Source organism: Ruegeria sp. CDSC079 (genome assembly GCF_059610505.1).
The window spans coordinates 432,015-455,927 of sequence record NZ_JBXWNT010000002.1 but is presented as its reverse complement, the minus strand read 5'-3'; the positions used below and the strand labels follow the sequence as shown (position 1 = coordinate 455,927).

At 56.9% G+C, this 23,913-nt stretch carries 18 protein-coding genes; 5 read left to right on the top strand and 13 right to left on the bottom strand.

What is annotated here, in order from left to right:
- The first annotated feature begins 87 nt into the window (after positions 1-87).
- The 3 genes from AC2FIC_RS05505 to AC2FIC_RS05495 all read left to right on the top strand — a co-directional run bounded on the left by AC2FIC_RS05505 (position 88) and on the right by AC2FIC_RS05495 (position 3,687).
- Positions 88-1,065, top strand: a complete 978-nt coding sequence (locus AC2FIC_RS05505) for an HAD family hydrolase (protein ID WP_496692290.1) — start codon at positions 88-90, stop codon at positions 1,063-1,065.
- Positions 1,066-1,121: 56 nt separating this feature from the next.
- Complete coding sequence (locus AC2FIC_RS05500; RefSeq protein WP_496692289.1) at positions 1,122-3,065, top strand: multiheme c-type cytochrome; 1,944 nt, start codon at positions 1,122-1,124, stop codon at positions 3,063-3,065.
- Between the two features lie 271 nt (positions 3,066-3,336).
- Entirely contained in the window at positions 3,337-3,687 is a 351-nt protein-coding gene (locus AC2FIC_RS05495) for a hypothetical protein (RefSeq protein ID WP_496692288.1), read from the top strand.
- 988 nt (positions 3,688-4,675) lie between these two features.
- On the opposite strand, the gene AC2FIC_RS05490 is transcribed toward AC2FIC_RS05495, so the two are convergent.
- The 6 genes from AC2FIC_RS05490 to AC2FIC_RS05465 form a co-directional block, all read right to left on the bottom strand.
- Positions 4,676-5,854, bottom strand: coding sequence for an acyl-CoA dehydrogenase family protein (locus tag AC2FIC_RS05490; protein WP_074738250.1), 1,179 nt, complete (start codon positions 5,852-5,854; stop codon positions 4,676-4,678).
- 194 nt (positions 5,855-6,048) lie between these two features.
- A complete protein-coding gene (locus tag AC2FIC_RS05485; protein ID WP_074738248.1) occupies positions 6,049-7,068 on the bottom strand; it encodes an AraC family transcriptional regulator in 1,020 nt (339 codons plus the stop codon).
- Positions 7,069-7,197: 129 nt separating this feature from the next.
- Entirely contained in the window at positions 7,198-8,382 is a 1,185-nt protein-coding gene (locus AC2FIC_RS05480) for an acetyl-CoA C-acyltransferase (RefSeq protein ID WP_496692287.1), read from the bottom strand.
- Complete coding sequence (locus AC2FIC_RS05475) at positions 8,379-10,499, bottom strand: 3-hydroxyacyl-CoA dehydrogenase NAD-binding domain-containing protein (protein ID WP_496692286.1); 2,121 nt, start codon at positions 10,497-10,499, stop codon at positions 8,379-8,381. The genes AC2FIC_RS05480 and AC2FIC_RS05475 overlap by 4 nt, the downstream gene beginning before the upstream one ends.
- Before the next feature lie 11 nt (positions 10,500-10,510).
- Entirely contained in the window at positions 10,511-11,197 is a 687-nt protein-coding gene (locus AC2FIC_RS05470; protein WP_496692285.1) for a dimethylsulfonioproprionate lyase family protein, read from the bottom strand.
- Positions 11,194-12,798, bottom strand: a complete 1,605-nt coding sequence (locus AC2FIC_RS05465; RefSeq protein ID WP_496692284.1) for a fatty acid--CoA ligase — start codon at positions 12,796-12,798, stop codon at positions 11,194-11,196. The genes AC2FIC_RS05470 and AC2FIC_RS05465 overlap by 4 nt, the downstream gene beginning before the upstream one ends.
- Before the next feature lie 237 nt (positions 12,799-13,035).
- Here AC2FIC_RS05465 and AC2FIC_RS05460 point away from each other — a divergent pair, with 237 nt between their 5' ends.
- A complete protein-coding gene (locus AC2FIC_RS05460; RefSeq protein ID WP_496692283.1) occupies positions 13,036-13,959 on the top strand; it encodes a LysR substrate-binding domain-containing protein in 924 nt (307 codons plus the stop codon).
- A 33-nt stretch (positions 13,960-13,992) separates the two neighbouring features.
- Here AC2FIC_RS05460 and AC2FIC_RS05455 read toward each other — a convergent pair whose 3' ends face one another.
- The 4 genes from AC2FIC_RS05455 to AC2FIC_RS05440 form a co-directional block, all read right to left on the bottom strand.
- A complete protein-coding gene (locus AC2FIC_RS05455) occupies positions 13,993-15,051 on the bottom strand; it encodes a quaternary amine ABC transporter ATP-binding protein (RefSeq protein ID WP_074738238.1) in 1,059 nt (352 codons plus the stop codon).
- 12 nt (positions 15,052-15,063) lie between these two features.
- Positions 15,064-16,092 (bottom strand): ABC transporter permease, encoded by a 1,029-nt coding sequence (locus AC2FIC_RS05450; RefSeq protein WP_074738236.1) that lies wholly within the window; start codon positions 16,090-16,092, stop codon positions 15,064-15,066.
- 67 nt (positions 16,093-16,159) lie between these two features.
- Positions 16,160-17,131, bottom strand: a complete 972-nt coding sequence (locus AC2FIC_RS05445) for an ABC transporter substrate-binding protein (protein ID WP_496692282.1) — start codon at positions 17,129-17,131, stop codon at positions 16,160-16,162.
- 582 nt (positions 17,132-17,713) lie between these two features.
- Positions 17,714-19,996, bottom strand: a complete 2,283-nt coding sequence (locus AC2FIC_RS05440; RefSeq protein WP_496692281.1) for an adenosylcobalamin-dependent ribonucleoside-diphosphate reductase — start codon at positions 19,994-19,996, stop codon at positions 17,714-17,716.
- Between the two features lie 128 nt (positions 19,997-20,124).
- On the opposite strand from AC2FIC_RS05440, the gene AC2FIC_RS05435 reads away from it, so the two are divergent.
- Positions 20,125-20,556 (top strand): DUF1489 family protein, encoded by a 432-nt coding sequence (locus AC2FIC_RS05435; RefSeq protein ID WP_496692280.1) that lies wholly within the window; start codon positions 20,125-20,127, stop codon positions 20,554-20,556.
- On the opposite strand, the gene hisG is transcribed toward AC2FIC_RS05435, so the two are convergent.
- From hisG to hisS, 3 genes are read right to left on the bottom strand one after another with little or no spacing between them, the layout of a single operon-like run.
- Positions 20,557-21,246: an ATP phosphoribosyltransferase gene (hisG, locus tag AC2FIC_RS05430; protein WP_496692279.1), complete on the bottom strand. Its 690-nt coding sequence runs from the start codon at positions 21,244-21,246 to the stop codon at positions 20,557-20,559. It lies immediately after the preceding gene.
- Entirely contained in the window at positions 21,243-22,331 is a 1,089-nt protein-coding gene (locus AC2FIC_RS05425; RefSeq protein WP_142638892.1) for an ATP phosphoribosyltransferase regulatory subunit, read from the bottom strand. The genes hisG and AC2FIC_RS05425 overlap by 4 nt, the downstream gene beginning before the upstream one ends.
- A 3-nt stretch (positions 22,332-22,334) precedes the next feature.
- Complete coding sequence (gene hisS / locus AC2FIC_RS05420) at positions 22,335-23,861, bottom strand: histidine--tRNA ligase (RefSeq protein WP_496692278.1); 1,527 nt, start codon at positions 23,859-23,861, stop codon at positions 22,335-22,337.
- Positions 23,862-23,913: the final 52 nt, after the last annotated feature.

Sequence of the window (23,913 nt, the reverse complement as noted above, 5' to 3'; positions counted from 1 at the left end):
CTTCGCCCCGACGGAGTATTCCATCGGGGCGCGTAATTTTCCGGTTGCCTCGGCATCCCTTTCCCTGCACTTGCGGAGGTTGTCCCTATGCGTGCTCTGCTATTTTCAGTTCCTTTGACAATTCTGTTTGCATCAGCTCCGCTCGCTGACCCTTTGCCGTCTTGGACGGACACGGCCACCAAGGATCGGATCATTGCGTTTGTCGAAGGCATAACGGACCCGGATTCACCTGATTATGTCACCCCGGCCGCGCGTATTGCGACCTTCGACAATGACGGCACGCTCTGGGCAGAACAACCGGTCTACTTTCAACTGCTATTTGCCATCGACCGATTGAAAGAAATGGCCGCCGCTGATCCCGGGGTGCTCACGTCTGACGTGCTGCGGGCCGCAGTCGAAGGCGACATGGAGACAGTGGCCGCCTCGGGCACTGAGGGACTTTTGGAAATCGTCTCCACCACCCACTCCGGCCTGACGGTGGACGAGTTCCAGGCCGCCGTGCGCAGCTGGCTGGACACGGCCAGGCATTCCGGCACAGGCCTGGCCTATGACCAAATGGTCTATCAACCCATGCTGGAGCTATTGACCTATCTGCGCGATGAAGGCTTCCGTACCTACATCGCCTCAGGCGGCGGCCTGCATTTCATCCGGGTGTTCTCTGAAAGCGCCTATAACATTCCGCCCGAGCAGGTCATCGGATCCATCGGAAATGGCAGTTATTCCGCCGGGGACGGACCGCCGCGGGTGATGAAGGACCCCGGTTTATTCTTCATCGACGACAAGGCAGGTAAGCCCGTTGCTATCGAGGCCCGCATCGGGCGCCGGCCGGTGATCGCAGTGGGAAATTCCGATGGAGACTTCCAGATGCTTGAGTGGACTACTGCGGGCGATGGTGCGCGGCTGGGCATCCTGCTGCACCATACTGACAGCGAACGCGAATACGCTTACGGCCGTGAAAGCCATATCGGGCAGCTTGCACGCGGACTTGATGAAGCAGCCAGCCGCGGTTGGCTGGTAATCGACATGGCCCGTGATTGGGAGCGGATCTGGCCGAGCCGCGAATGAAGCCCTGCACCATCCCTGTGCATGAACGACCCAGAAAATCGGATGGCCCTCTGAAAATGCAGATTGTAGTCTTGATCCTTCTCTTGCTGCTGGGTCTGCCAGTGATGGCCCAGAGCCTTGACGGCTACTTGGGGTCGGATCGTTGCACCGGTTGCCATAAGGACAGTGCCGCAGGCTGGGCAGGATCGCATCACGCTCAGGCCTGGACAACGCCGTCGCGGGAGACGGTCGCAGGTGACTTCGGCGGAACGGCCTTTCACCATGACGGTATGACCGCCCGGTTTCAGACAGGAGCGGAGGGCGAATACTACGTCGAGGTGATCGAAAAGGATGGATCGCAGGCGGAATACCAAGTGCATTCGGTTGCGGGGATCGAACCACTGCAGCAATATCTTCTCGAGACCGAACCGGGGCAGCTGCAGAGTTTTGACGTGGTCTGGGACACCGAAGAGGGGAAGTGGTTCCACCTTTATCCGGACCAGACCCTGCCTCCGTTGGATGGTCTGCATTGGACGGGTCCCTACAAGACCTGGAATGCGCGCTGTGCAGAGTGCCACGCCACCGGGTTCCGCAAAAACTACGACGCACGCCGTTTAAGCTATGCATCAACCCAGGTCGAAATAGGCGTTGGCTGCGAGGCCTGCCACGGACCGGGAAAGGACCACGTTGATTGGGCTGATACATGGGAAACGACAAGGACACCGCCGCCCGCAAACCATGGATTTCCTGTGGATTTCGCCGATCCTCGGCAGGCAGTCGAACAATGCGCGACGTGCCATTCCAGACGCGAAGCCAACTTGGACGGCAACCCGGTGCCAGGCACGCGTTTTCATGATGCCTACACGCTCGCACTTTTGCGCCCAGGACTTTACCACGCGGACGGGCAGATCCAGGACGAGGTCTATGTCTACGGCTCCTTTCTGCAATCTAAGATGCACGCTCGGGGCGTGACTTGCCTGAATTGCCACGGCGCACACAGTCTGGACCTGAAGGCAGAAGGCAACGGCCTTTGCACCCAATGCCACAGCCCAGCGGGTAATCCGGACTTCCCAACACTCACAGCAGCGGACTACGACAGCCCTGCACATCACTTCCACCCGGAAAGCAGCGCCGGAGCGAAGTGCCAGTCCTGCCACATGCCAGAACGCGTCTACATGGGCAACGACTGGCGCGCCGATCACTCCTTCCGCATTCCCCGGCCGGATCTTTCGCCGGTGACGGGAGCACCGGATGCCTGCACCGCCTGCCACCGCGGCCAGGACGCAGCCTGGGCAGCTGCACAGATTTCCGCTTGGTATCCGGACGACAGAAACCGTGGCCGGCATTACGGGGAGGTGCTGGCGCGGGGACGTGCCGATGCAGCAGCGGCGGCCGGCGACTTGACCACGCTTGCGCAGAATACCAGCCAGCCGGGCATCGTGCGGGCCACTGCGCTCTGGCTTCTGGAGCAGTCCAACGACCCGCTGTTCGCCGCTAGGCTGACGGACCTGCTGCGGGACCCGGATCCGCTTGTCCGCGCTGCCGCGGCCTCTCTGCAGCGCCTTGCACCGCTTCAGGAAAGGGGCAAGCGCCTGGCCGATGTCTTTGCCGACCCTGCCCGCAATGTGCGCATGGCCGCTGCCCGCGCGATGCTGGGTGATACGGAGAACGGCCTCCAGAATGGAACCGCCAGAGAGCTGCAAGCCGCCATGGCTGAATGGCAGTATGCCATGGCAAACCGGCTCGATTTTCCTGAAACCCACCTCCAACTGGGCGGTGTGGCACTGACCATGCGCAACATGGGCATGGCCACATCCGCGTTCCGTGAGGTGGTGCGGCTGGATCCGCAACGGCTGGATGCATGGATGATGCTGGCCAGGATCACAGCGGCAACCCAAGGACGCGTTGCTGCCGCCGCGGTTGTGGCAGAAGCTCTGTCAGCCAATCCGGAACATCCCACACTTCTGGCCACACAGGCAGAGCTGGAAGGAAAACCTGCGCCGCAAGGAGATAGCGAGTGACTGCTCTTGCCAGAATCCGGAACCTCAGAGCGGACCGCTGAGCTGCTCAGCTTCTGCTATCTCTGAAGCCACCCGGCACACAATGAAATGTTAGCTCAAAAGGCACTGCCTATGAAAACGATCTTGACCGCAATCGTGCCGGCAGTTGCCGGCATCCGGGCCCGCGTCTGCTCAGAATACTGACTGGAACTACGAGGCAACGATCTACCTGTTCGCGCCCGAGACCAAAACCGCAATCGATACACCCTCAGGGCAGATCAAGGGCGCACTCATGTTTGGCGACGCGCTTGAGAATCTGGACTTTGCCTTTATGGGAGCCTTTGCCGCCAGTAACGGGAAATGGAGCTTTCTCACCGACTATATGTACACGGACCTGTCCTTCGGCAACGAGATTGTATCTTTGGTACTAGAGATGCGCCGCAACGCGTGCCAGCCCTCATTGGTGGCGGCAGACATCCACGGCATTTCTTCATGTAAAGAAGATACTGTCTCGTCCACCCAGTGCTCGCCTCTCGGCTCCACCAAGCGAACCTCATTCATTAGTGGGCGCAGTCGTTGGATTTCTTTCTCCGAGAGATGCCCAAGACCTGAGGCTTCAGCCCTGTGTTGTGGGATGCGCTGAACTAGATTTTTGATGCGCCGCTTGTCATCTCAAGTTAGCGCGACACTATCCGATAGTTCGCGAGCAACTTTATCGAAATCATCTCCGCCGAGATCGACCGAATGTTCATCGTCTCCGATGAATTCTCTGGCCAGCCGCGTTTTGCGCTATTTCTTCAAATATTCAGTGAATCGATGCGTGAGTGCACGATTTTCAAAGTTGGGATCCGTGGCAAGTAGGAGTTTGATGGTCTTCATAGCAGTTCCCTCATCTATCCAGTGAGACAAACCGACCGAAAACGAGCGCAAAAGAAGATAAATTATCAGCAGCTACCGGTCGGCCCTAACAGGGGCAGATCAGAAAAATCGTATGAGAAAGATATGCTGTGATGTCGTCATAGAATGAAACAGCCCTATTGCCGGACGCACGCTAATACCTTCGTACTATTGATACTGGCTGAGAAAGCATCTGTTAAGAAACATCAAACGCTTTCCCGCCCCTATGATAACAAGGGGATTTTGATACTTGGGCGACAAAGACCTTGTCTTTGGGCGAAAAAATCGCTGATTTGGGTCTCAATTGCTTGGTGTATCAACAACTGTGGCGCTCCATCTGACATTACCTATCCACACATGATAAACCTTTTTAATTCAAATCACTCATATCACAGCGGCACGGTATACTGACCAAAAAATTCGTAATGAACTACCTTCTTTTCATGGAGCGACCGATTGCCTCGTCGCACCCCTTTAAAGGCAAATCCCCACTCGGTTGCTCAAGAGACCGAACCGACAATCTGAATAGAAGCGCCTTATCAATGATCCGGCGAGCCGCCGTTCGACAAAACATTACTAAAAGTCAGCTGCGCGGACAAAGGGTGAATTCGCTGCAGTGGCACCAAGGTATGCAATCTCGAGTAACCGGCCGCATATGCGCGGCCGGTGTTTCGATTTTACCGATCTCTGAGGAGATTTTCAGGTCGGCTCCGCTTCACCGGTGGGTGGGATGTTCAGCCGGCCTCACCAAATCCTTTCGGTACTGGCAGATCAGACAATGTCGCTGCTCGTTTTTGTAGGGCCCGCCCGATGACCACGCGGCTGATTTCTGTCGTCCCGTCCACAATCCGCAGCATTTGTGCAAGACGGGACAAACGATCCAGTCCATAAGGCTGCAACAGCCCCATGCCGCCCAACACTTGCGTGCAGGTGTTCGCAGCCTTCACGGCGGCATCTGGCACAAACCGTTTGGCATGAGCGGCCATCAGAGGGCCTTCGGGTGTGCCAAGGGATTCTGCCGCTTTGCGATAAAGCAGCTTGGAGGCTTCAAGATCGGTTGCAACCTCGCCCAGCATCCACTGGATCCCGTCCAGATCGAGGTTCTTGCCGCCAAACATCTTGCGGTTCTTGGAATAGGACAGAGCCGTATCCAAGGCAGCTTGCATCAATCCACAGCATCCTGACGCAATCGACACACGGGCGATATCGATCGCCATGAGCGAGCCTTGCAAGCCCTGACCGATTGGCAGGATGATGTTGTCTTCGCTCACCACGACCTTGTCCATGTACATCTCGGCCAGAGGCAGGAAGTTGTAGGATGGGGTATCGTAGAGCGGACCAAAGCTGAGGCCCGGAGTGTCGGCCGGGATGGCAATCATCGCCATATCCTTGTGGCCGGGTGTGTCACTGGTTTTGACCACGGTGAAATAGATGTCAGCCTCGGTCGCCAAGCTGACCCATGCCTTCGCACCGCTGATCGTCCAAGTGCCGTCATCATTGATCACGGCGCGCGAATACATGTTTGTTGCGTCCGACCCCGATTGCGGTTCGGTCAGTGCAAAGTTCGCCAGCTTGCGGCCCGAGGTCAGATCCCGCGCCCATGTTTCCTTGAAGGTATCTGTGCCATAGCCGCAGCCCGCGAAGGTACAGATGTTATGCATCGACAGGGCAAAGGCATAGGCGCCATCGCCCAGTCCCAGTTGTTCATAGACCTGAATACCTTCTGACAGCAGCAAGCCCTGACCACCAAACTCCTCGGGGGCGTAGAGCCCCGTCAGGCCAGCGGCTCCGGCCTTGTCAGACGCATCACGGGGCCACTTCTTTGCGGCGTTCCAGGCGTCCACATTGGGCAAGATGACCTGCTCGGCATGGTCACGTGCGGCTTGGAGTATGGTGGCGAGTTTGTCTGACATTGGTCGGTCCTTTTGTGAGCGGCTCTTTTCACATGACGCCACACATCAGCAGCTGCTGAGCAGGCAGCGGGTCAAGCTTCTAGAGGAGAACCAGGTGAGAACGCCATGTATTGCGCAATATTTAGCAGGAGAAACTTCTTCACTCTATCTCGCGTGGTGACAGGGTATTGTCCAAAAGTGACAAAAAGCGCGTCTCAGATATTCGTCCTGCGATACGAACTGGGGGTGCTGCCGGTCCAGCGTTGAAAGGCCCGGTGAAAATTGGCTGCCGAGGAAAATCCGACATCAAGTGCGATGGCCTCAACGCTTTTGCGCCCCGCCTGCAGGTCGCGGATTGCGATGTCGCGCCGCAGGGCATCCTTTATGGCCTGAAACGACGTGCCATCCGAGTGTAGCCTGCGGATCAGGGTGCGCGGGGTCATGTGCATTGCGGATGCTGTCTGTGTCAAGGTCGCCGAATCCCAACCTGTCTGACCCAGATACGTGCGCACCCGCAGCGATTGGGTGTGTTCGCGGGAAGAGGTAAAAATCCAGTCTCGCGGCGCGTTTTGCAAAAACCGGTCAAGATCAGCTGTGCTTCGTGTCTGCACAGGGCCCATTACATTCGGATCAAACGCGATGGCGGTGGCGGGTTGGCCAAACCGCAGTGGTGCAGGAAAGATAATCGCGTAATCCTGATCAAAGTCCGGGCGATCAAACGCGAAATCAACGGCCTTAACCGGAACCTCATGCCCTGCCAGCCAAGACATGAGCCCGTGGGCAAGTTTGAGGATCAGCATATGTCCAAACCGCTGAAGCGGCACTTCGCCTTGTGGTTTCAGGGTAAGCACCAACGCGCCTTCAGCGTCATCCAGAACAAACTGATAATCATCCAACAGCAAGTTCCAGAAGGTCGAAAACCGGTAAAGAGCCGATGACAGAGACGTGGCCTCTCTGACAGTCGTCAGAAGGTGTTGTAGAGCCCTTGGCCGGACGGGTCTGCTCCAAAGCCCCATCATCTCATCACCGGTCTCAACTGCGGCAAGTTGATAGAGGCAAACGATCTGATCCAGCGTGACGCGACCATTCGGCGAGCGCGTATCCGCGTTCAGACCGGACCGGCTAAGCAGCGCCGCCATCTGCGCCTCTGGGCACAGGGCACGCAGCGCCGCCAGCCAGTCATCGACAAACTGGCTGGAAACCGTGGAAAGGATCGTTGGCGTAACATTGGTCATAACACGTCAGGAGGTATCACCAATTCCGGGTGACATGAAATGCGGCACATGCAGATGTCGACCTTCGCAGATGACAGAATGTCAATGTCTCAACCACATAACGCTCTGCTTGAACTCATTTCAGTGGGTTCAGGTGACTTCGAACAACGCTGCGGCCCCCATGCCTCCGCCAACACACATGGACGTAACCACGTATTTTACACCACGACGCCTCCCCTCAAGCAGAGCGTGCCCGACTTGTCTCGCGCCTGTCATACCATAGGGGTGGCCAATCGATATCGCACCGCCGTTCACGTTGTAGATTTCGGGATCGATCCCAAGATGGTCGCGGCAATACAGAACCTGGCAGGCAAAGGCTTCGTTAAGCTCCCAAAGGCCGATGTCTTCGATGCGAAGACCTGCATTCTTCAGCAGCTTTGGAATGGCATAGATCGGGCCGACACCCATCTCTTCCGGTGCGTTTCCTGCAACAGCCATGCCGCGATAGATACCTAGCGGTGTGAGACCCTGTTGCTCAGCCATTTTGCCTTCCATGAGCACACAAGCCGAGGCCCCGTCAGAAAGCTGGCTTGCGTTTCCGGCAGTGATCAGTCCTCCTTCGACAACCGGGTTCAATGCCCCGAGTGTTTCGGCCGTCGTACCCGGCCGGTTGCCCTCGTCTTTTGACAAGGTCACCTCTTCCAGGGTTTCCTCTCCGGTTTCGCGGTTCTTGACCCGCTTAATCGCAGTGATCGGGACGATCTCATCTTCAAACGCGCCAGCGGCCTGAGCCCGGGCGGTCCGACCTTGGGAAAGTGCAGCGTATTCATCCTGGGCGTCACGACTGATCCCATAGGTCCGCGCCACATTTTCCGCCGTCATCAGCATCGGCATATAGGCATGTTCAGACCTCGCGATAACGCTTGGATCTTTCTCATCGCCCGCCCATTTCAGATAGGCATTCTGCAGGGTAGAAATATTTTCCTGCCCGCCTGCCACGGAGACATTCTGACCATCCACAATGACCTGCTTTGCGGCCGTCGCAATGGCCATCAATCCGGAGGAACATTGCCTGTCGATCGTCTGTCCTGCCACCGTATTGGGAAGGCCCGCCGCCAGCGCCGACAAACGGGCGACATTCATGCCTGCTGTCCCCGCCGTAAGGACCGATCCGATGACGACATCTTCGATCGTACCGGGGTCCACGCCTGCACGTTCAACCGCGTGCTGAATGGCGTGCCCCATCATGGTAGGGGATTTGATGTTGTTCAGCGCACCTTTGAAGGCAACCCCAATAGGGGTTCGTGCGGTTGAGACGATAACGGCTTCTCTCATGATTTTTCCTTTTTGGCATCAAAATGTGCGTCAAGTGTCACGCCCGAGGTTGCAAGTTGTTCCAGCAAAGGCGCAGGCGTGAACCACATCTCACCATAGGCACCAAGCGACTGCCGATAGTGGGTCATGCGTTCCAAAATCTGACTTAATCCAATCTCGTCAGCATAGTGCATTGGGCCGCCGCGCCAGTTTGGGAAGCCATAGCCATTGACCCAGATCAGGTCGCAATCACCCGGGCGCGTTGCAATTCCCTCTTCAAGGATCAAAAAGCCCTCGTTGATCAGGGGATAGAGACATCGCTCAAGGATTTCCTGATCGTCGATGTCCCTGCGTTTCACGCCATGCAGGTCCGCCAGCTCGGAACTGATTTGAACCATCTCAGGGTCTTCGACCCGTGTCCGTCCCTCGTAGACATAGCTTCCACGCCCGGTTTTCTGACCCAGTCGGCCCAGTTCAAACAACATGTCCTGCACGGCCTGGTATGTGGGGTCATGTGCGATTTCACTTCGCCGCTCCTGACGCACGCGGGCACCCACATCGACCCCAGCCAGATCCGCCATCGCGTGAATACCCATGGCCATGCCGAAGTTCTCAAGGACGTCATCCACCTGTTTCGGCGTCGCCCCCTCAAGAAGCAGACGAGATCCTTCGCGAAAGTATGGCTCCAGCATCCGGTTTCCAACAAAGCCGTAGCACACGCCAACCGTGACTGGGAGCTTTCGGATCTTCTTTGCGACCGTGATTGCCGTTGCGATGACATCCGGAGCGGTCTTGACGCCGCGCACCACCTCCAGCAAGCGCATGACATTGGCCGGGCTGAAGAAATGGAGGCCAATCACATCCTCCGGGCGGGAGGAGACCGCGGCGATTTCATCAAGATCCAACGTCGATGTGTTCGAGGCCAGTATCGCGCCAGGTTTGGCGTGCTGGTCTAGGCTCGCGAAAATCTGGCGTTTGACATTCATGCTTTCAAACGCCGCTTCAATGATCAGGTCGGCCTCTGCGAGGTCGCCGTAGCTGAGCGTCCCGGTGGCGTTGGAAACGATGGTCTCTGCCCGATCGGCACTGAGCCGCCCTTTTTGGGCCGCGCGCTGGAAATGCTCCCGGACCATTTCCAGCCCCTGTTCAAGCGCACTTTGCGTGGTTTCCAGAAACGTGACCCGATACCCCGCCTGAAGAAAGGCGATGGCAATGCCGCGCCCCATTGTTCCGGCACCGATCACGGCAACCGATGAAATGCTACGTGGTTGGTCAGCACGGGTAACGCCGGGAACCTTGGTGCATTCACGCTCTGCAAAGAACAGATGCCGCCCCGCGCGCGATTGAGGTGTGTCGAGCAGTTCAGCGAAACCTGCCTTCTCTTGTGCCAACCCCTCGGACAGCGGCAATTCGCACGCGGCCTCGACGGACACCAAGCATCGTTCAGGGGCGACAAGGTATTTGGACGTGTGCGCTATCTGGTCTCGGAAACCCGTCAGATATCCCTTCGAATCAGGGTGTGTGACGGTTATATCCGCGCAACTGCGTTTCGGATCGCCCTCATGGCTGACACGGGTGGCGAAACCCAAAACATGCGCGCGAAAATCCTGGTTGTTTTCAAGCAGCGCGTCGACCAGCCCACAAGACAGGGCATATTCGCCTTTCACGGGATCACCCGAGAGGATCATTTGCGTTGCCGCTTCCAGCCCGGCAATCCGGGGTAGTCGTTGGGTGCCGCCGGCACCAGGCAGCAGCCCCAGTTTGATCTCAGGTAGGCCCATCACGGCATCCGGCGTGGCGACACGGTAATCACAGGCAAGCGCAATCTCCAGCGCACCCCCCATCGCAGGGCCTGCTATCGCGGCGATAATGGGTTTTTTGCTGGTTTCAATCGTTTCACACAGGGCTGGCAGGTCCGGCTTGTCCCAAACTGCCCCGGTACGGAACTCGACGATGTCAGCGCCGCCGCAAAAGAGCGGCAGAGCCGAGCATAGAACGATAGCTTTGACCTGTTCATCGGCGTCCAACTCGTGGATGGCCGAGGAAAGCGCCTGCCGCATCTTCAGGCCAAGAGCGTTCACTGGCGGGGCATTCAGCTCAATGAAAGCGACACCCTCGGTGTGTTTAATGGAAATCATGTTTGGAAACCTCAATTGGACTGTTTGGCAAGATCTTGTTCGATCTCTGCCCAATCGTCGAAGTGGATTACATTGCAGGGTGAATTCACGTTCTCGAGCCAGACAAAGACCGAGATGAACGGCTGGTCATAGACCCGGGTGGCATGGGGCTCGCCAGCTGCGTTCCATATAAGTGATCCAGCCGGATAATCCTGCCAATCGCGAGTGCCAAACCGCCAACCAGATTTCTCGGACAGGTTCAGATAAAGCTCTGGCGCATCGTGGTTGTGGTCCCGATACAGCGTCCGTGGACCCAACATGAAAATGCCAAGGTTGAAATCGGGATGGTGATGTCCACATGCGTCTGGCCCAATCAGCAGAGTATGTAGGTTACACTTTGTGTATCCCTCGCCCAATTCGGCACCAGGGGGATAGAATTGGGCGTTGTCTTCGCGCCAGATCAGATCATCCTTGGCCGCTTTCAGACAACGTGCGATTTCTTGCAATTCGGGGGCGACAATCCCGGCGATGGCGTTCTTCAGAACCTCATCGTGCCGGGTTCCTTGGGGAGGTAAATCAATGAGCCGCTCGTCGGACAGGTCCATGGCTGCCAGCTTGTCCAACGTCAGATCAACGCCGCGCGGGGCAGCTCTATGTGCCTGCAGATAGGTGACAATGGAATGAATAAGCGCCTGAATACGACGTTGCTTGTCTGTCATGATTTTAGGCCCGCGCGAGTTGAAATGTCTTGCCGCACGAGCTTCTTGTCGAGCTTGCCGACGCTGGTTTTAGGAAGGCTGGTGACAAAGAATATACCGTCGGGAACTGCCCATTTTGAGATCTCGCCTGCGTCGACGCGCGACTGGATTTCTTCAATGACTCTCAAGCGCACAATATCCGGATCGGCATCCTTTGCGGCTTGAGCGACCAACACTGGCCGCTCGCCCCACTTCGCGTGCGGCAGCCCGATCGCGGCGACGTCCTCGATGCCACCACAAGACGATGCTATGTTTTCCAGTGCCAGTGAGGAAATCCACTCGCCGCCGGTCTTGATCACGTCCTTGAGGCGGTCAGTGATCTGCAACGACCCATTCTCGCGGATATACCCAACATCCCCGGTATGCAGATACCCACCATCCCAAAGTTCATCTGAGGCTTGCGCGTTGTCCAGATAGCCTTGTGTCAACCAGGGAGCCCGAGCAACAACTTCGCCGGTTGTTTCGCCATCATGTGGGACCTCCTGCATATCCGGTGTCACAACGCGAAGGTCGACAAGCGGGCCGGGAAAGCCGGTTTGCGCCTGCACCTCTGGATCGTCGCTGGACAAATCGGCCACTGTCAAAAACGGACAGGTTTCGGACATCCCATATGCCGCATGCAAGGATATGCCTGCCGCCGCCGCCCGGTCCTGTAGAATGCGCGGCAAAGCGGCCCCGCCAATGATGACCTTCCATTGGCTTAGGTCAGTTTGCGGGCAGTTGGGATGGTCGAGCACCATTGACAGAACCGTGGGCACGCAATGGGAAAAGGTGACGTTTTCGTCTTCAATCAATCGCAAGATTGTTTCAGGGTCATATCGACCGGGATAGACCTGACGCAGCCCCAGCATCGTTGCGGCATATGGAAATCCCCAGCCGTGGACGTGAAACAAGGGCGTCAGCGGCATGTAGACGTCGCCGCGATGAAATCCGGCATTCCCGGGCCATGCGCCGAAACCTGCGATCAAGCCCAATGTGTGAAGGACCAACTGCCGGTGTGAATAGCTCACCCCCTTGGGATTGCCGGTGGTCCCGGTCGTATAAAACAGGGTTGCCGTTTGGTTTTCATCGAAGTCCGGGAAGTCAAAGCAGCCTGGGGCCTCGCCTATCCACTCTTCATACCCTTCTCCGTCTCCAATCGGCACGATGATGATGTCCCGATCAAAGCCCGATTTGATACCCTCAATGAGCGGCATGAAATCGCGGTGCACGATGATCAGATCCGGTTGCCCATGGTTGATCGTATAAAGAACCTGAGCAGGAGACAGACGCACGTTGATCGTGAAAAGGGACGCGCCCATCATCGGGATCGCGAAAAAACACTCAAGATAACGGTGCGTATCCCAATCCATGACACCGACGCGCATGCCCTCATGTATCCCGCTCGCCTTTAAAGAATTGGCAAGTTGGCGCACGCGTTTGCCCAAGTCCGCGTAGCTCAGTCGCATTTCGGTGCCGCTGACGATCTCTTGGCTGGCTGACGCGAGCTGGGATCCGGCCAGCAAGTGTTTAATCAGCAACGGATAGCCATATGCATTTGGCGAAGGTGAAAGTGGTGGCATGAAGGTGGAATCCCATAACATCTCTATCTGCTAATCTGGCATTTCTCACCCAGTTGAAGAATTGAAAGAAATTTCCTTTCATCAAGAAATTCTAACCGATCACATCGCACCGCGAATTGCGTGCTACCCCCTGACAGGTTATGAAAAAGAGTATCAATACCCTGCTATATTCGCGCCCGTCGTCGGATAACTCTGCTTGAGGGTAAGCAGAATTGATTTCATCGAGGAGATGCAGCAATGACCACTCACATGCCCACGCTGGTTTCACTGCGCGCTTTTGAGGCGGTGGCGCGTCACAAGAGTTTCCGAAAGGCCGCTGACGAGATTTGTGTGACGCATGCGGCAGTCAGCCACCAGGTCAAAGCATTAGAAACAACAATCGGTGTTAAACTACTGGAACGCACAAGCCGTTCGGTCGAGCTAACACCGGCTGGCGAGCAATATTACCCGCCAATACGCGAACACATTCAGGGAATCATCAAAGCCACTCGGCGCATCCAGACACCTGAGGAACCGGACGTGTTGCTCGTTCAGTCCTACGCAAGTTTCAATACAATGTGGTTACAGCCCAGATTGGCAGACTTTCTTCAGGAAAATCCGGACACACGCGTGCGCATCGTCTCTACCTTTGAAGACGGTGATTATGACATGCACCGGTTCGATGTGGGCGTGTTCAACGCGCCACCATTTGACAAACGGTTTGACTATAGCCCCTTGTTCGAAACGGATATCTACCCGGTATGTGCTCCGGAGGCCTTGAAAGCCGCAAGCGGTGGAATGCCGCTGGAAGAGCTAAGAAATTTCCTGTTGCTGAGTGTCCCAAACACATGGAATGAGCCGGATGACTGGGACTGCTGGTTGGATGCGGCGGGCTTAGATCGCGAAACGATGAAATTTGGCTCTGTTTTCGACAATTACCCGCTGGTCCGTGAAGCTGTTCTAAAAAATCACGGTATCAGCGTCGCAAGAGCACCGTTTTGCACGCGTGACCTTGAAAGGGAGCGCCTGGTCAAACCGTTTGATATTTCGGTGCCCGAGCCAGGCAGCTGGTATCTGGCGACGCAAAAAGAACGTGCACCCAACCCAAAGCTCGATACGTTTGTTGACTGGCTGTTCGAACAGATCGAAGCCGACCCAACCATGCGGCTATTTCGGGCCTGATCTGATGAATTCCAGCTTTGTCGTCAGCGCGCGTCAGGACTGACGTGCGCCTGCTTCGGATGCGACGCGAGGGACGAGTGCGCGAACCAGTTCAGTCATATCCAGTGAGCCGACTGTCTTCTCCCCATCCTTGACGACATAGGCGTGTGACGTATCCCCGCCGGACCGCGCGATCATGCTTTCGAGCGTGTCGTTCACGTCCACTTCGCCATGGGCATCTTCTGGCACTTGGCCACCGTCCAGCGGGGTCATGATCGAGCGGACCCGCAGAACCCGTGCTCGGTTGATGTCGCTCACGAAGTCTTCGATGTAAGGATCGTTGGGGTTCAACAGAATATGCTGCGGCTCGCCCTGCTGCACGACAAAGCCGTCTTTAAGGATCACAAGGTGATCGGCCAGCTTCAACGCCTCATCTAGATCGTGAGTGATGAAGATGATGGTCTTGTGCAGCTCTTTTTGCAGCTCGAGCAGCAGGTCCTGCATGTCGGTTCGGATCAGTGGGTCAAGAGCCGAGAAAGCCTCGTCCATCAGCATGATCGGTGTGTTCGCGGTCAGCGCCCGGGCAATGCCCACACGCTGTTGCATCCCACCGGACAATTGCGCTGGATAATGGTTCTCGAACCCGCTCAGACCCACGCGATCCAGCCACTTGGCGGCTTCACGGTCGCAAGTCGCCTCGTCCTCGCCGCGCACCGAGAGCGGCATGCCTGCGTTCTTCAGCACGGTCTTGTGCGGCAATAACGCGAACTTCTGGAACACCATCGACATCTTTTCCTGTCGAGCATGGCGCAACCCGTCCTCGGACAGTTGCATCACATCCTCACCCTGCACGATGATCTCGCCCGCAGTGGGTTCGATCAATCGGTTCAGGTGGCGGATCAGCGTGGATTTGCCCGAGCCTGACAGGCCCATGACAACTGTGATTTCGCCCGCCTGCATATCGACGTTGATGTTGTTGAGACCCAATACGTGCCCGTGCCGTGCCAACAATTCTTCCTTGCCCATGCCTCCTTTGACATGCTGCAACACGTCCTTGTCGCGGGTGCCAAAGATTTTATAGAGCCCGGACAGGCTGACCATTGGTTGTGTCATCGAACAGGCTCCTTAGTGTTTGACTTGGGTTTTATCGACCCGTGTGAGAGCTGCTTTGGACACGCGATCAAGGATCACTGCGAGCAGCACGATGCCGATGCCAGCGACGATGCCCACACCCAGTTCAAGGTTCCGGATACCGCGCAACACGTTCACGCCCAGACCGGGTGCCGACACCAGGGAGGCGATCACGACCATGGCAAGGCTCATCATGATGGTCTGGTTTATTCCGGCCATGATATTGGGCAACGCCAAAGGGAGTTGCACCCGCAACAGTTTCTGGCGATCTGTCATGCCAAAGGCATTGGCCGCCTCAATCACGTCCCTGTCGACAAGCCGGATGCCCAGATCGGTCAGGCGGATCACAGGGACAATCGCGTAAAGGATGATTGCAATCCCGTAGAGTTTGGATTCCGTGACCGAGAACAAGAAAATCAGAGGGATCAGGTACACGAAGGTCGGCAGGGTCTGCAGCAGGTCGAGTAACGGAACCACGCTTTTTTGCAATCGGTCAGATTTCGACATGGCAATGCCAATGGGTACACCGAACAGCACCGATATCGTCGTACATACAAAGATGATCGACAGAGTCTGCATCGCCACATCGTAGTGGTCTACGACGGCCAGCAGCATAATCGAGACGGCGACGAAGATCGTCACAGGGCGCGAACGCGACGCGTACCAGGAAATCGCCACCAGAAGCGGGACCATGATGAACCATGGCGTCGCTTCAAACAGCCAAAGTGCGCCATCCAATATCCAGCTCAATGGCTGTGTGATCGGGTCCAGAACGGTTTTCAGGACCGGTTTGGCTGCCAGAAACCCTTCTTCGATCCCGTTGGTTACATCGCGCGACTGCCATATGCGGTTGCAGCTTTCGTGCAGATTATCAAACGAGGGAATTGGAATGAGCGGCCCAGAGGCCTCTTCTCCTCCTGCTTGCGCCGCAAGGTCCGCCAGCGAAAGAGGCGCTTTATCGTCTGGCGTGCCACACCATTCGCTCAAACCCAATGCGCTGAATAACTTGTCATAGAAGGCCATTTATCCCACTTTCCGATCTTCTTCAGTGCGTTAGGGGCATCACTGAGGATGCCCCTGTTCGTGCAGTTTACTGCAGCAATGCGGAAAGTTTGTCGCGCGCAGCATCGTTAAGCCACGCCCCCCAGACATCCTTGTAGGTCGTCAGAAAGTGCACAGCACCTTCATCGTAGGAGGCATTGTTGTCCTCGACCCATGCCAGCGTTTCGCCCATCTGTGCGTTGGTGAAGGACAGATTTGTCATCAGTTCAGAGATTTCTGCGTTTTCGGCCATGAATTCCTTGGAAAGAACTGTAACCACTTCGCTGCGGGGGAAGGCGCTCATTGCTGGCGTCTCGCATTCCGCCGTGATGTTGCAGGCATGCTTTTCAGGGTCATGGGGGCCCATTTCGACCAGGGTCATCGGGTATTTGCCCAATACCGATGTCGGTGCCCAATAGAAGCCGAACCACGGCTCTTTGTTTTCGTAGGCGGCCGCGATCGAAGCCGCAAGGGTTTCGCCTGATCCATGCACGAAGTTTTCAATGCCTGCATCAATCAGCCCGCCTGCCTTCATCAGGTTGGTGCTGACATTCAGACAGGTCCATCCCTCGGGGCAATTGTGAAAGCGATTTCCGACGAGTTCGGGGTTGGCTGCGATGCCTTCAATTGTTGCCAGTTCCGGATGCTCCTCCACAAGGTAGTTCGGAACAAAGAACCCTTCGACACCGCCATCTGACAGAACTTCGGTCACAGGAATGATTGCACCTGAGTCAACCAGCCCTTGGTAAGCCGGCGCGCCGTTTGTCCAGATTTCAGTCAGAATATCGGGCTCTCCTGTCTCGGAAACGGATGCCAGCGCAGGGTTGCTCGAGAGCGGAACCGTGGTCACTTCGCAACCATAGCCTTGCTCCATCAGAAACTTCGAGACCGCGGTCACAATTTGCGCTGACCCCCAATCGGCCTGCATCAGTGATACTTCACCGCATTCGTTTGCCTGGGCCGCCGAAGCGGTGATTGCCGCAGCAAATACACACCCGAGACCCGCTGATATCTTGAACATTTCTTTCCTCCTTGTCATCGGCGAAACAGGGGCAGAGAAACGCTCCAATCCAAAATTCGCCTTATTTGTAGCGATGATTTGTACCGATAGGCCCAAGAGTAAAAAACTGAAAAGAATTTTGAATCATGTACAATTGCTTACAGGTAGAATGTCACAGCCAAGCTCGTGCACAGTGAACATCGTTCCAACGAATACGTGTTAGATGCAATTCTTTGTGTGACATATGCAGGTGAGTTCTCAGATCTTTTTTAAGAGACAGAACGAGGTGTCATCACACTCAGGGATGCCCATTCAGGACACGTCACTTTCATTCGAGCGAGATGCAGCATTGAGTCAATGTGGGCGCCCTACGGTCATTTGCTTCTTTTGCGATGAATGTCCGATATGGCCCGCTTCACTAAATTCAGCAGTCAGAACGGATATCATGACCGAACGCTGATTGGGCTTTCTTCACTCCCAGAAAGGTATTTGCCACCGCCCGATAGAGGCGATGGCAAACTTTTAGTGGTCAGAATTGCAATTTAAGCTGGTCAAATTGCAAACTGTTGTTGGTTTTCACAACAACAAACCCACTACTTCAGATCACCCGCATTTAGAGTGACCGCAGCTACGGCAGGTCATGCATCCTTCGATCATCACCATGTCGAACTGACCGCAGGACGGGCAGGCTTTGCCGCGGGGGCCGTCGAGGTTGACCACTTGCGCCTGAGGGTCGGATTTCAGCCCCATCCCTTCGCCCTCAAGGAAGCCTATATTGATCAGGTGCTGCTCGATCACTCCGCCAATCGCGGCCAGGATCGAGGGGATGTATTTGCCTTTCACCCAGGCCCCGCCACGCGGGTCGAACACCGCCTTGAGTTCCTCGACCACAAAAGACACATCACCGCCCCGACGGAACACGGCCGAGATCATGCGGGTCAGCGCAAGCGTCCATGCATAATGCTCCATGTTCTTGGAGTTGATGAATACCTCGAACGGACGACGGCGGCCGCCAATGACAATGTCATTTATGGTCAGGTAAATCGCATGCTCGCTGTCGGGCCATTTCAACTTATATGTTGACCCCTCTAGCGATTGTGGGCGGTCCAGCGGTTCGGACATATAGATGACATCGCCGCCATCAACCTCGTGCGGCGCATCCGCACTTTCTCCAGGAGCTTTGTCGGCACTCTCTGATACGGTCAGAACCGACCCCGTCACATCGTTGGGGCGATAGGTCGTGCACCCTTTGCAGCCCTGATCCCAGGCCTGCATGTAGACATCTTTGAAAGCGTCAAAGCTGATATCCTCGGGGCAGTTGATCGTCTTGGAAATCGAGCTGTCGATCCATTTCTGTGCCGCCGCCTGCATCTTGACATGATCAGACGGAGGCAGCGTCTGCGCGTTGACGAAATAGTCGGGCAGGTCCTTATCACCAAACTTGTCGCGCCACATCTGAACGGCGTAATCCACGACTTCTTCTTCGGTGCGTGAGCCATCTTTTTGCAGGACCTTGCGCGTATACGCATAGGCAAAGACCGGCTCGATCCCCGAAGAGACGTTGCCCGCGTACAGGGAAATCGTCCCCGTCGGGGCAATCGACGTCAGCAGCGCGTTGCGGATGCCGTGTTCGCGGATCGCATCGCGTACGTCGTCATCCATCTGCAGCATTGTGCCGCTGGCCAGGTACTTCTCGGCTTCGAACAAGGGAAACGCCCCCTTTTCCTTTGCCAAATCGACCGACGCCAGATACGCGGCGCGGGCGATTGCGTGCAACCAGCGCTCGGTCTGACGCGCCGCCTCGTCAGAGCCATAGCGTAGACCCAGCATCAACAGTGCATCGGCCAGCCCGGTGACACCCAAACCAATGCGGCGTTTATCTTGCGCCTCGGCCTCTTGTTCGGCCAGCGGGAATTTCGAGGCGTCGACCACATTGTCCATCATGCGAACGGCGGTGGCGACCAGCTCTTGCAGCGCGGCCTCATCGAGATGTGCGGCATCCTCGAACGGTCCGGCCACCAGACGCGCCAGGTTGATCGAGCCCAACAGACAGGCGCCATACGGCGGCAGGGGCTGTTCACCGCAGGGGTTCGTCGCCGCGATGGTCTCGACATAGCTGAGGTTGTTGGCCGCATTGATCCGATCGATGAAGATCACACCTGGCTCGGCATAGTCGTAAGTGGCCTGCATGATCTTGTTCCATAGATCGCGGGCCTGGATGGTGTGATAGACCTTGCCATCAAACACCAGTTCCCACGGGCCATCGGCCTTGACTGCCTCCATGAACGGATCTGTCACCAGAACCGACATGTTGAACATGCGCAGACGGGCCGGATCGGATTTGGCTGTGATGAACTGTTCGATATCGGGATGATCGCAGCGCATGGTCGCCATCATCGCTCCGCGGCGCGACCCCGCAGACATGATCGTGCGGCACATCGCGTCCCACACATCCATAAAGCTCAGCGGCCCCGAGGCGTCCGCCGCCACCCCGTGTACATCCGCGCCACGCGGACGAATGGTTGAGAAATCATAGCCGATCCCCCCACCCTGCTGCATGGTCAGCGCGGCCTCTTTCAACATATCGAAAATACCGCCCATGCTGTCTGGTATGGTTCCCATGACAAAACAGTTGAACAGGGTCACCCGGCGTGCAGTGCCCGCACCGGCGGTGATGCGTCCGGCGGGCAGATATTTGAAATCCTCCAACGCCTCAAAGAACTTGTCTTCCCAATGAGCAGTGTCCTGTTCCACGCGGGCCAGATCGCGAGCGATACGGCGCCAGCTGTCTTCAACCGTTTGGTCGATGGGTGTTCCATCCGCCTGTTTAAAGCGGTATTTCATGTCCCAGATCTGCTCGGCGATGGGGGCGGCAAAGCGGCTCATTGGTGATTCCCTGTCTTGAAAGAGGTATCCAGATTAGCCCAATTCGCACCTTCACCACAACACCTTGATGAAGCGGTGCAGAAGGCTACAATATAAAGGTAGCCTTGGGACGACTCTGTGGGAAAGCTGTGGATAAGTACGTAAACCTCATAAAACTGTCCGTCGGATCAGAAAGCGTCGACACGCTGATCGCATGGCAGGAGAGTCGCATGCCTATGTACGAGGACGGATTGCCGCGCCACGTGACACGCATGTGGCCCAAACGCGAGGCAGAGATTCTGAATGGCGGATCAATCTATTGGGTGATCAAAGGCGTTGTGCAATGCCGTCAGCGCATCCTACGTATGGACGAAGTGATCGGGGATGACGGCATTCGCCGCTGCGCCATTATTCTGGATCCTGAGGTTCATCGCACCCAGAACGCCCTGAAGCGCCCCTTTCAGGGGTGGCGTTATCTCAAGCCCGAGGACACCCCCGCCGATCTGCCAAAAACCCGCGCGCAGGACGATGCCCTGCCCGATGATCTGAACCGCGCGCTGGCGGATATCGGCGTGCTGTAATCAGGCCAGACGGTCGAGCACCTCAGTCAGAACATCCTTGTCTTCGTCCGTATACTTGGCCACCCGGCTGCGCCATAGGGTTGCTTGCGATTGCAGGATCAACCCGTCTGTCAGGATTTTCAGGTGGTTGGCGCGCAGGGTTTCCCCCGTTGATGTGATATCGGCAATCGCTTCGGCGGTTTCATTCACTACCGTGCCTTCGGTCGCCCCCTGGCTGTCGACCAGCGTATAATCGGCCACGCCCGCATCTGTCAGAAATTCACGCACCAACCGGTGGTATTTGGTGGCAATCCGCAGGCGGTGGCCGTGGGTCTTGCGAAAAGCCGCTGCCGCCGCATCAAGGTCATCAAGCGTGTCCACGTCGACCCAGCAGGCTGGCGTAGCGATGATCAGATCGGCCTTGCCAAACCCAAGCGGAGATACTTCTTCGACCTGCTGTTCCCAGCGCGGCAGTTTTTCATGCACCAGATCAATTCCGGTGACGCCAAGATGAATGCGACCAGCGGCCAGTTCACGCGGAATTTCCCCCGCCGATAACAGGATAAGCGAGACACCCTCGATCCCTTCCACCTTACCGGCATATTCGCGGTCCGACCCACTGCGAGACAGCGTGATGCCGCGCATTTCGAACCACGAAAAGGTCTTTTCCATCAACCGGCCCTTTGAAGGCACGCCCAGTTTCAGGCTCATTGCGCGTCCTCCTCAATCTCCAGCATCAGGTCCGGGCGCAGCACGCCGCCAACGGCCGGAATTTCTGCCCCTTTGCCCAAGTGGCGGGTCAGTGCATCATAGCGCCCCCCAGTGGCAATGGGCGGCAAATCCGGCCGGCCCTCGGCGTAGAAACCAAAGACAAACCCATCATAATACTCCATCGAGGTCCGGCCATAAGACGCTTCGAAATCCAACCTGTCCACATCCACGCCGCGCGCTTGCAAGGCCGCGATCCGCGCCTCAAGCCGGTCCAGTGCCGGGGTGATCTGCGGCAAGTCCACCGCCACGTCGCGCAGCTGCTCAAGCGCAAAGGGCATGGTTTCTCGGACGTTCAGCAGGGTTTCCAACCCGGCCAGTTCGTTGTCGGAAATCGGTGGCGTATCGCGATCCTCGCGCAGGGCTTCGATCCGCGCCTGAATTTCAGAGGCGCGGCGCTTGCCGATCATAGGCGCGTCGGTTGCCAAAGGGTCAGCAGCCTCGAGTAAGGTCTTGCGTCCTTCAGGCCCCGGCTTGCGCCCAGCGAAACGGTCCAGCAAGACGCGAAAACGGCGGGGCCGCCACAGATGGCGCATCAGGGCCGCCTTGCGCCGGTCGGAAGTCCTCAGCCCCTGGACAGCAGCGGTCAGGATACCGATATCTCCGGTTGCCGCCCGCAGGGGCAACCCACGCAGTTGCAGCGCAAACAGCGAAAACACTTCGGCATCGGCACTGGCCGGATCGGTGCGATCAAACACCTCATACCCGACCTGGATATATTCATTCGCGCGATCCGGATCGTGTTCCTGCCTTCGAAACACCTCACCCGAGTAGGTATAGCGCGCCGGTTCGGCACCGTCGGACATGTGCATCTGCACCACCGGCAGCGTGAAATCCGGGCGCAGCATTTGTTCACCATGCAGCGCATCCGAGGTCACGTAAGCACGGGCGCGAATGTCTTCCCCATAGAGGTCCAGCAACGTTTCAGCCGGTTGCAACAGAGGCGGATCAACAACCCGGGCACCTGCGGTCTCAAAACGCACCCGCATCATTGCTGCGCGCGTCTGTATCTGAGTACGGTTGGCCATGGCTCAGTCCTGATTGTCCAGAATTTCGCGCACCTTGGCGACCAGATTACCGCGCGGCACTTCGAACTGGCTTGGGCGTTCTTTCCATTCCTCAAGCGTGGCGCTTTCGGCGATCTTTGCACCAAGGATCAGGTCCTTGATCTGCACGATCCCGTTCGCCTTTTCGTCACCACCTTCGATGACCGCAATGGGTGAATTCCGCTTATCCGCATATTTCAGCTGATTGCCAAAGTTCTTGGGGTTGCCCAGATACACCTCGGCCCGGATACCTGCATTGCGCAGCTCGGCCACCATGGCCTGATAATCCGCCATGCGGTCGCGATCCATGACGGTGACAACCACCGGCCCCTTGGCCTGTGCGCTGATCCGCCCCTTTTCGCGCAGGGCGGCCAGCAGACGGTCAACCCCGATCGAGACGCCGGTCGCGGGCACTTCCTGCCCGGTGAACCGCTTGACCAGATCGTCATAGCGCCCTCCACCTGCGACGGAGCCAAACTGGCGCTTGCGGCCTTTCTCGTCAAAGATTTCAAAGGTCAGCTCGGCCTCATAGACCGGGCCGGTGTAATAGCCGAGGCCACGCACGACGGATGGGTCGATTACGATACGGTCTCGGCCATAGCCTTGAGCAGAAAGCAGATTTACTACTTCCATCAACTCTCTTACGCCATCTACGCCTTCACGAGAATCCGATACCAAACTCATAATTGTGTTCAAGACAGATTCATTGTAGCCGAAGTCTGGATCGTCATCAGGGCCGAGAGCATCCAGCCGTCGTCGCGCAGTAAGAAATTGGGCGACGCGATCTATTTGCTCTTCTTGAAGCCCGACGCCATCGATATATGCACCCGATGCGTCCAGACGCCCTTTGCCTAGTAACTCTCGCACACCGGCCTCGCCCACCTTATCGAACTTGTCGATTGTGCGCAGGACGTTTTCCCGTGCCGCCGGATCATCACCCAGCCCCATCACTTCAAGCACGCCATTCATAATCTTGCGGTTGTTCACCCGCACCAGATAGTCGCCGCGCGGGATGCCCACGGTTTCCAGTGTGTCCGACAGCATAGCGCAAATCTCGGCATCTGCCGCCATCGAGGCCGTGCCCACCGTATCCGCATCACATTGATAAAACTGGCGAAACCGCCCCGGCCCCGGCTTTTCGTTGCGCCAGACCGGACCCATCGCATAGCGGCGATAAGGTGTCGGCAGATCGTTGCGGTGTTGCGCATAGACGCGGGCCAATGGCGCGGTCAGGTCATAGCGCAGGGCCATCCAATCGCCCTTGTCGTTCTCATCAAATTCCTGCCAGGCAAAGACGCCTTCGTTCGGACGATCTACGTCAGGTAGGAACTTGCCCAGCGCTTCGACCGTTTCGACCGCGCTGCTCTCCAAAGCATCAAAGCCATAGCGATGATAGACACCCGCGATAGTCCGCAGCATCTCGGTGCGCTGCGTGACTTCCTCGCCAAAATAGTCGCGAAACCCTTTCGGCGTTACGGCCTTGGGGCGGGGCTGTTTCTTGGGCTTGGCCATTTGGGGCGTCCTTGGGCGTTAAGTGTTCCGCGCGCGGTCTATCCCATGGCCG

Excerpts from the sequence above, each read along its gene's own strand:
- AC2FIC_RS05505 (WP_496692290.1), top strand. The coding sequence starts at position 88 with ATGCGTGCTCTGCTATTTTCAGTTCCTTTGACAATTCTGTTTGCATCA.
- AC2FIC_RS05500 (WP_496692289.1), top strand. The coding sequence starts at position 1,122 with ATGCAGATTGTAGTCTTGATCCTTCTCTTGCTGCTGGGTCTGCCAGTG.
- AC2FIC_RS05495 (WP_496692288.1), top strand. The coding sequence starts at position 3,337 with ATGTTTGGCGACGCGCTTGAGAATCTGGACTTTGCCTTTATGGGAGCC.
- AC2FIC_RS05490 (WP_074738250.1), bottom strand. The coding sequence starts at position 5,854 with ATGTCAGACAAACTCGCCACCATACTCCAAGCCGCACGTGACCATGCC.
- AC2FIC_RS05485 (WP_074738248.1), bottom strand. The coding sequence starts at position 7,068 with ATGACCAATGTTACGCCAACGATCCTTTCCACGGTTTCCAGCCAGTTT.
- AC2FIC_RS05480 (WP_496692287.1), bottom strand. The coding sequence starts at position 8,382 with ATGAGAGAAGCCGTTATCGTCTCAACCGCACGAACCCCTATTGGGGTT.
- AC2FIC_RS05475 (WP_496692286.1), bottom strand. The coding sequence starts at position 10,499 with ATGATTTCCATTAAACACACCGAGGGTGTCGCTTTCATTGAGCTGAAT.
- AC2FIC_RS05470 (WP_496692285.1), bottom strand. The coding sequence starts at position 11,197 with ATGACAGACAAGCAACGTCGTATTCAGGCGCTTATTCATTCCATTGTC.
- AC2FIC_RS05465 (WP_496692284.1), bottom strand. The coding sequence starts at position 12,798 with ATGCCACCACTTTCACCTTCGCCAAATGCATATGGCTATCCGTTGCTG.
- AC2FIC_RS05460 (WP_496692283.1), top strand. The coding sequence starts at position 13,036 with ATGACCACTCACATGCCCACGCTGGTTTCACTGCGCGCTTTTGAGGCG.
- AC2FIC_RS05455 (WP_074738238.1), bottom strand. The coding sequence starts at position 15,051 with ATGACACAACCAATGGTCAGCCTGTCCGGGCTCTATAAAATCTTTGGC.
- AC2FIC_RS05450 (WP_074738236.1), bottom strand. The coding sequence starts at position 16,092 with ATGGCCTTCTATGACAAGTTATTCAGCGCATTGGGTTTGAGCGAATGG.
- AC2FIC_RS05445 (WP_496692282.1), bottom strand. The coding sequence starts at position 17,131 with ATGTTCAAGATATCAGCGGGTCTCGGGTGTGTATTTGCTGCGGCAATC.
- AC2FIC_RS05440 (WP_496692281.1), bottom strand. The coding sequence starts at position 19,996 with ATGAGCCGCTTTGCCGCCCCCATCGCCGAGCAGATCTGGGACATGAAA.
- hisG (WP_496692279.1), bottom strand. The coding sequence starts at position 21,246 with ATGAGCCTGAAACTGGGCGTGCCTTCAAAGGGCCGGTTGATGGAAAAG.
- AC2FIC_RS05425 (WP_142638892.1), bottom strand. The coding sequence starts at position 22,331 with ATGGCCAACCGTACTCAGATACAGACGCGCGCAGCAATGATGCGGGTG.
- hisS (WP_496692278.1), bottom strand. The coding sequence starts at position 23,861 with ATGGCCAAGCCCAAGAAACAGCCCCGCCCCAAGGCCGTAACGCCGAAA.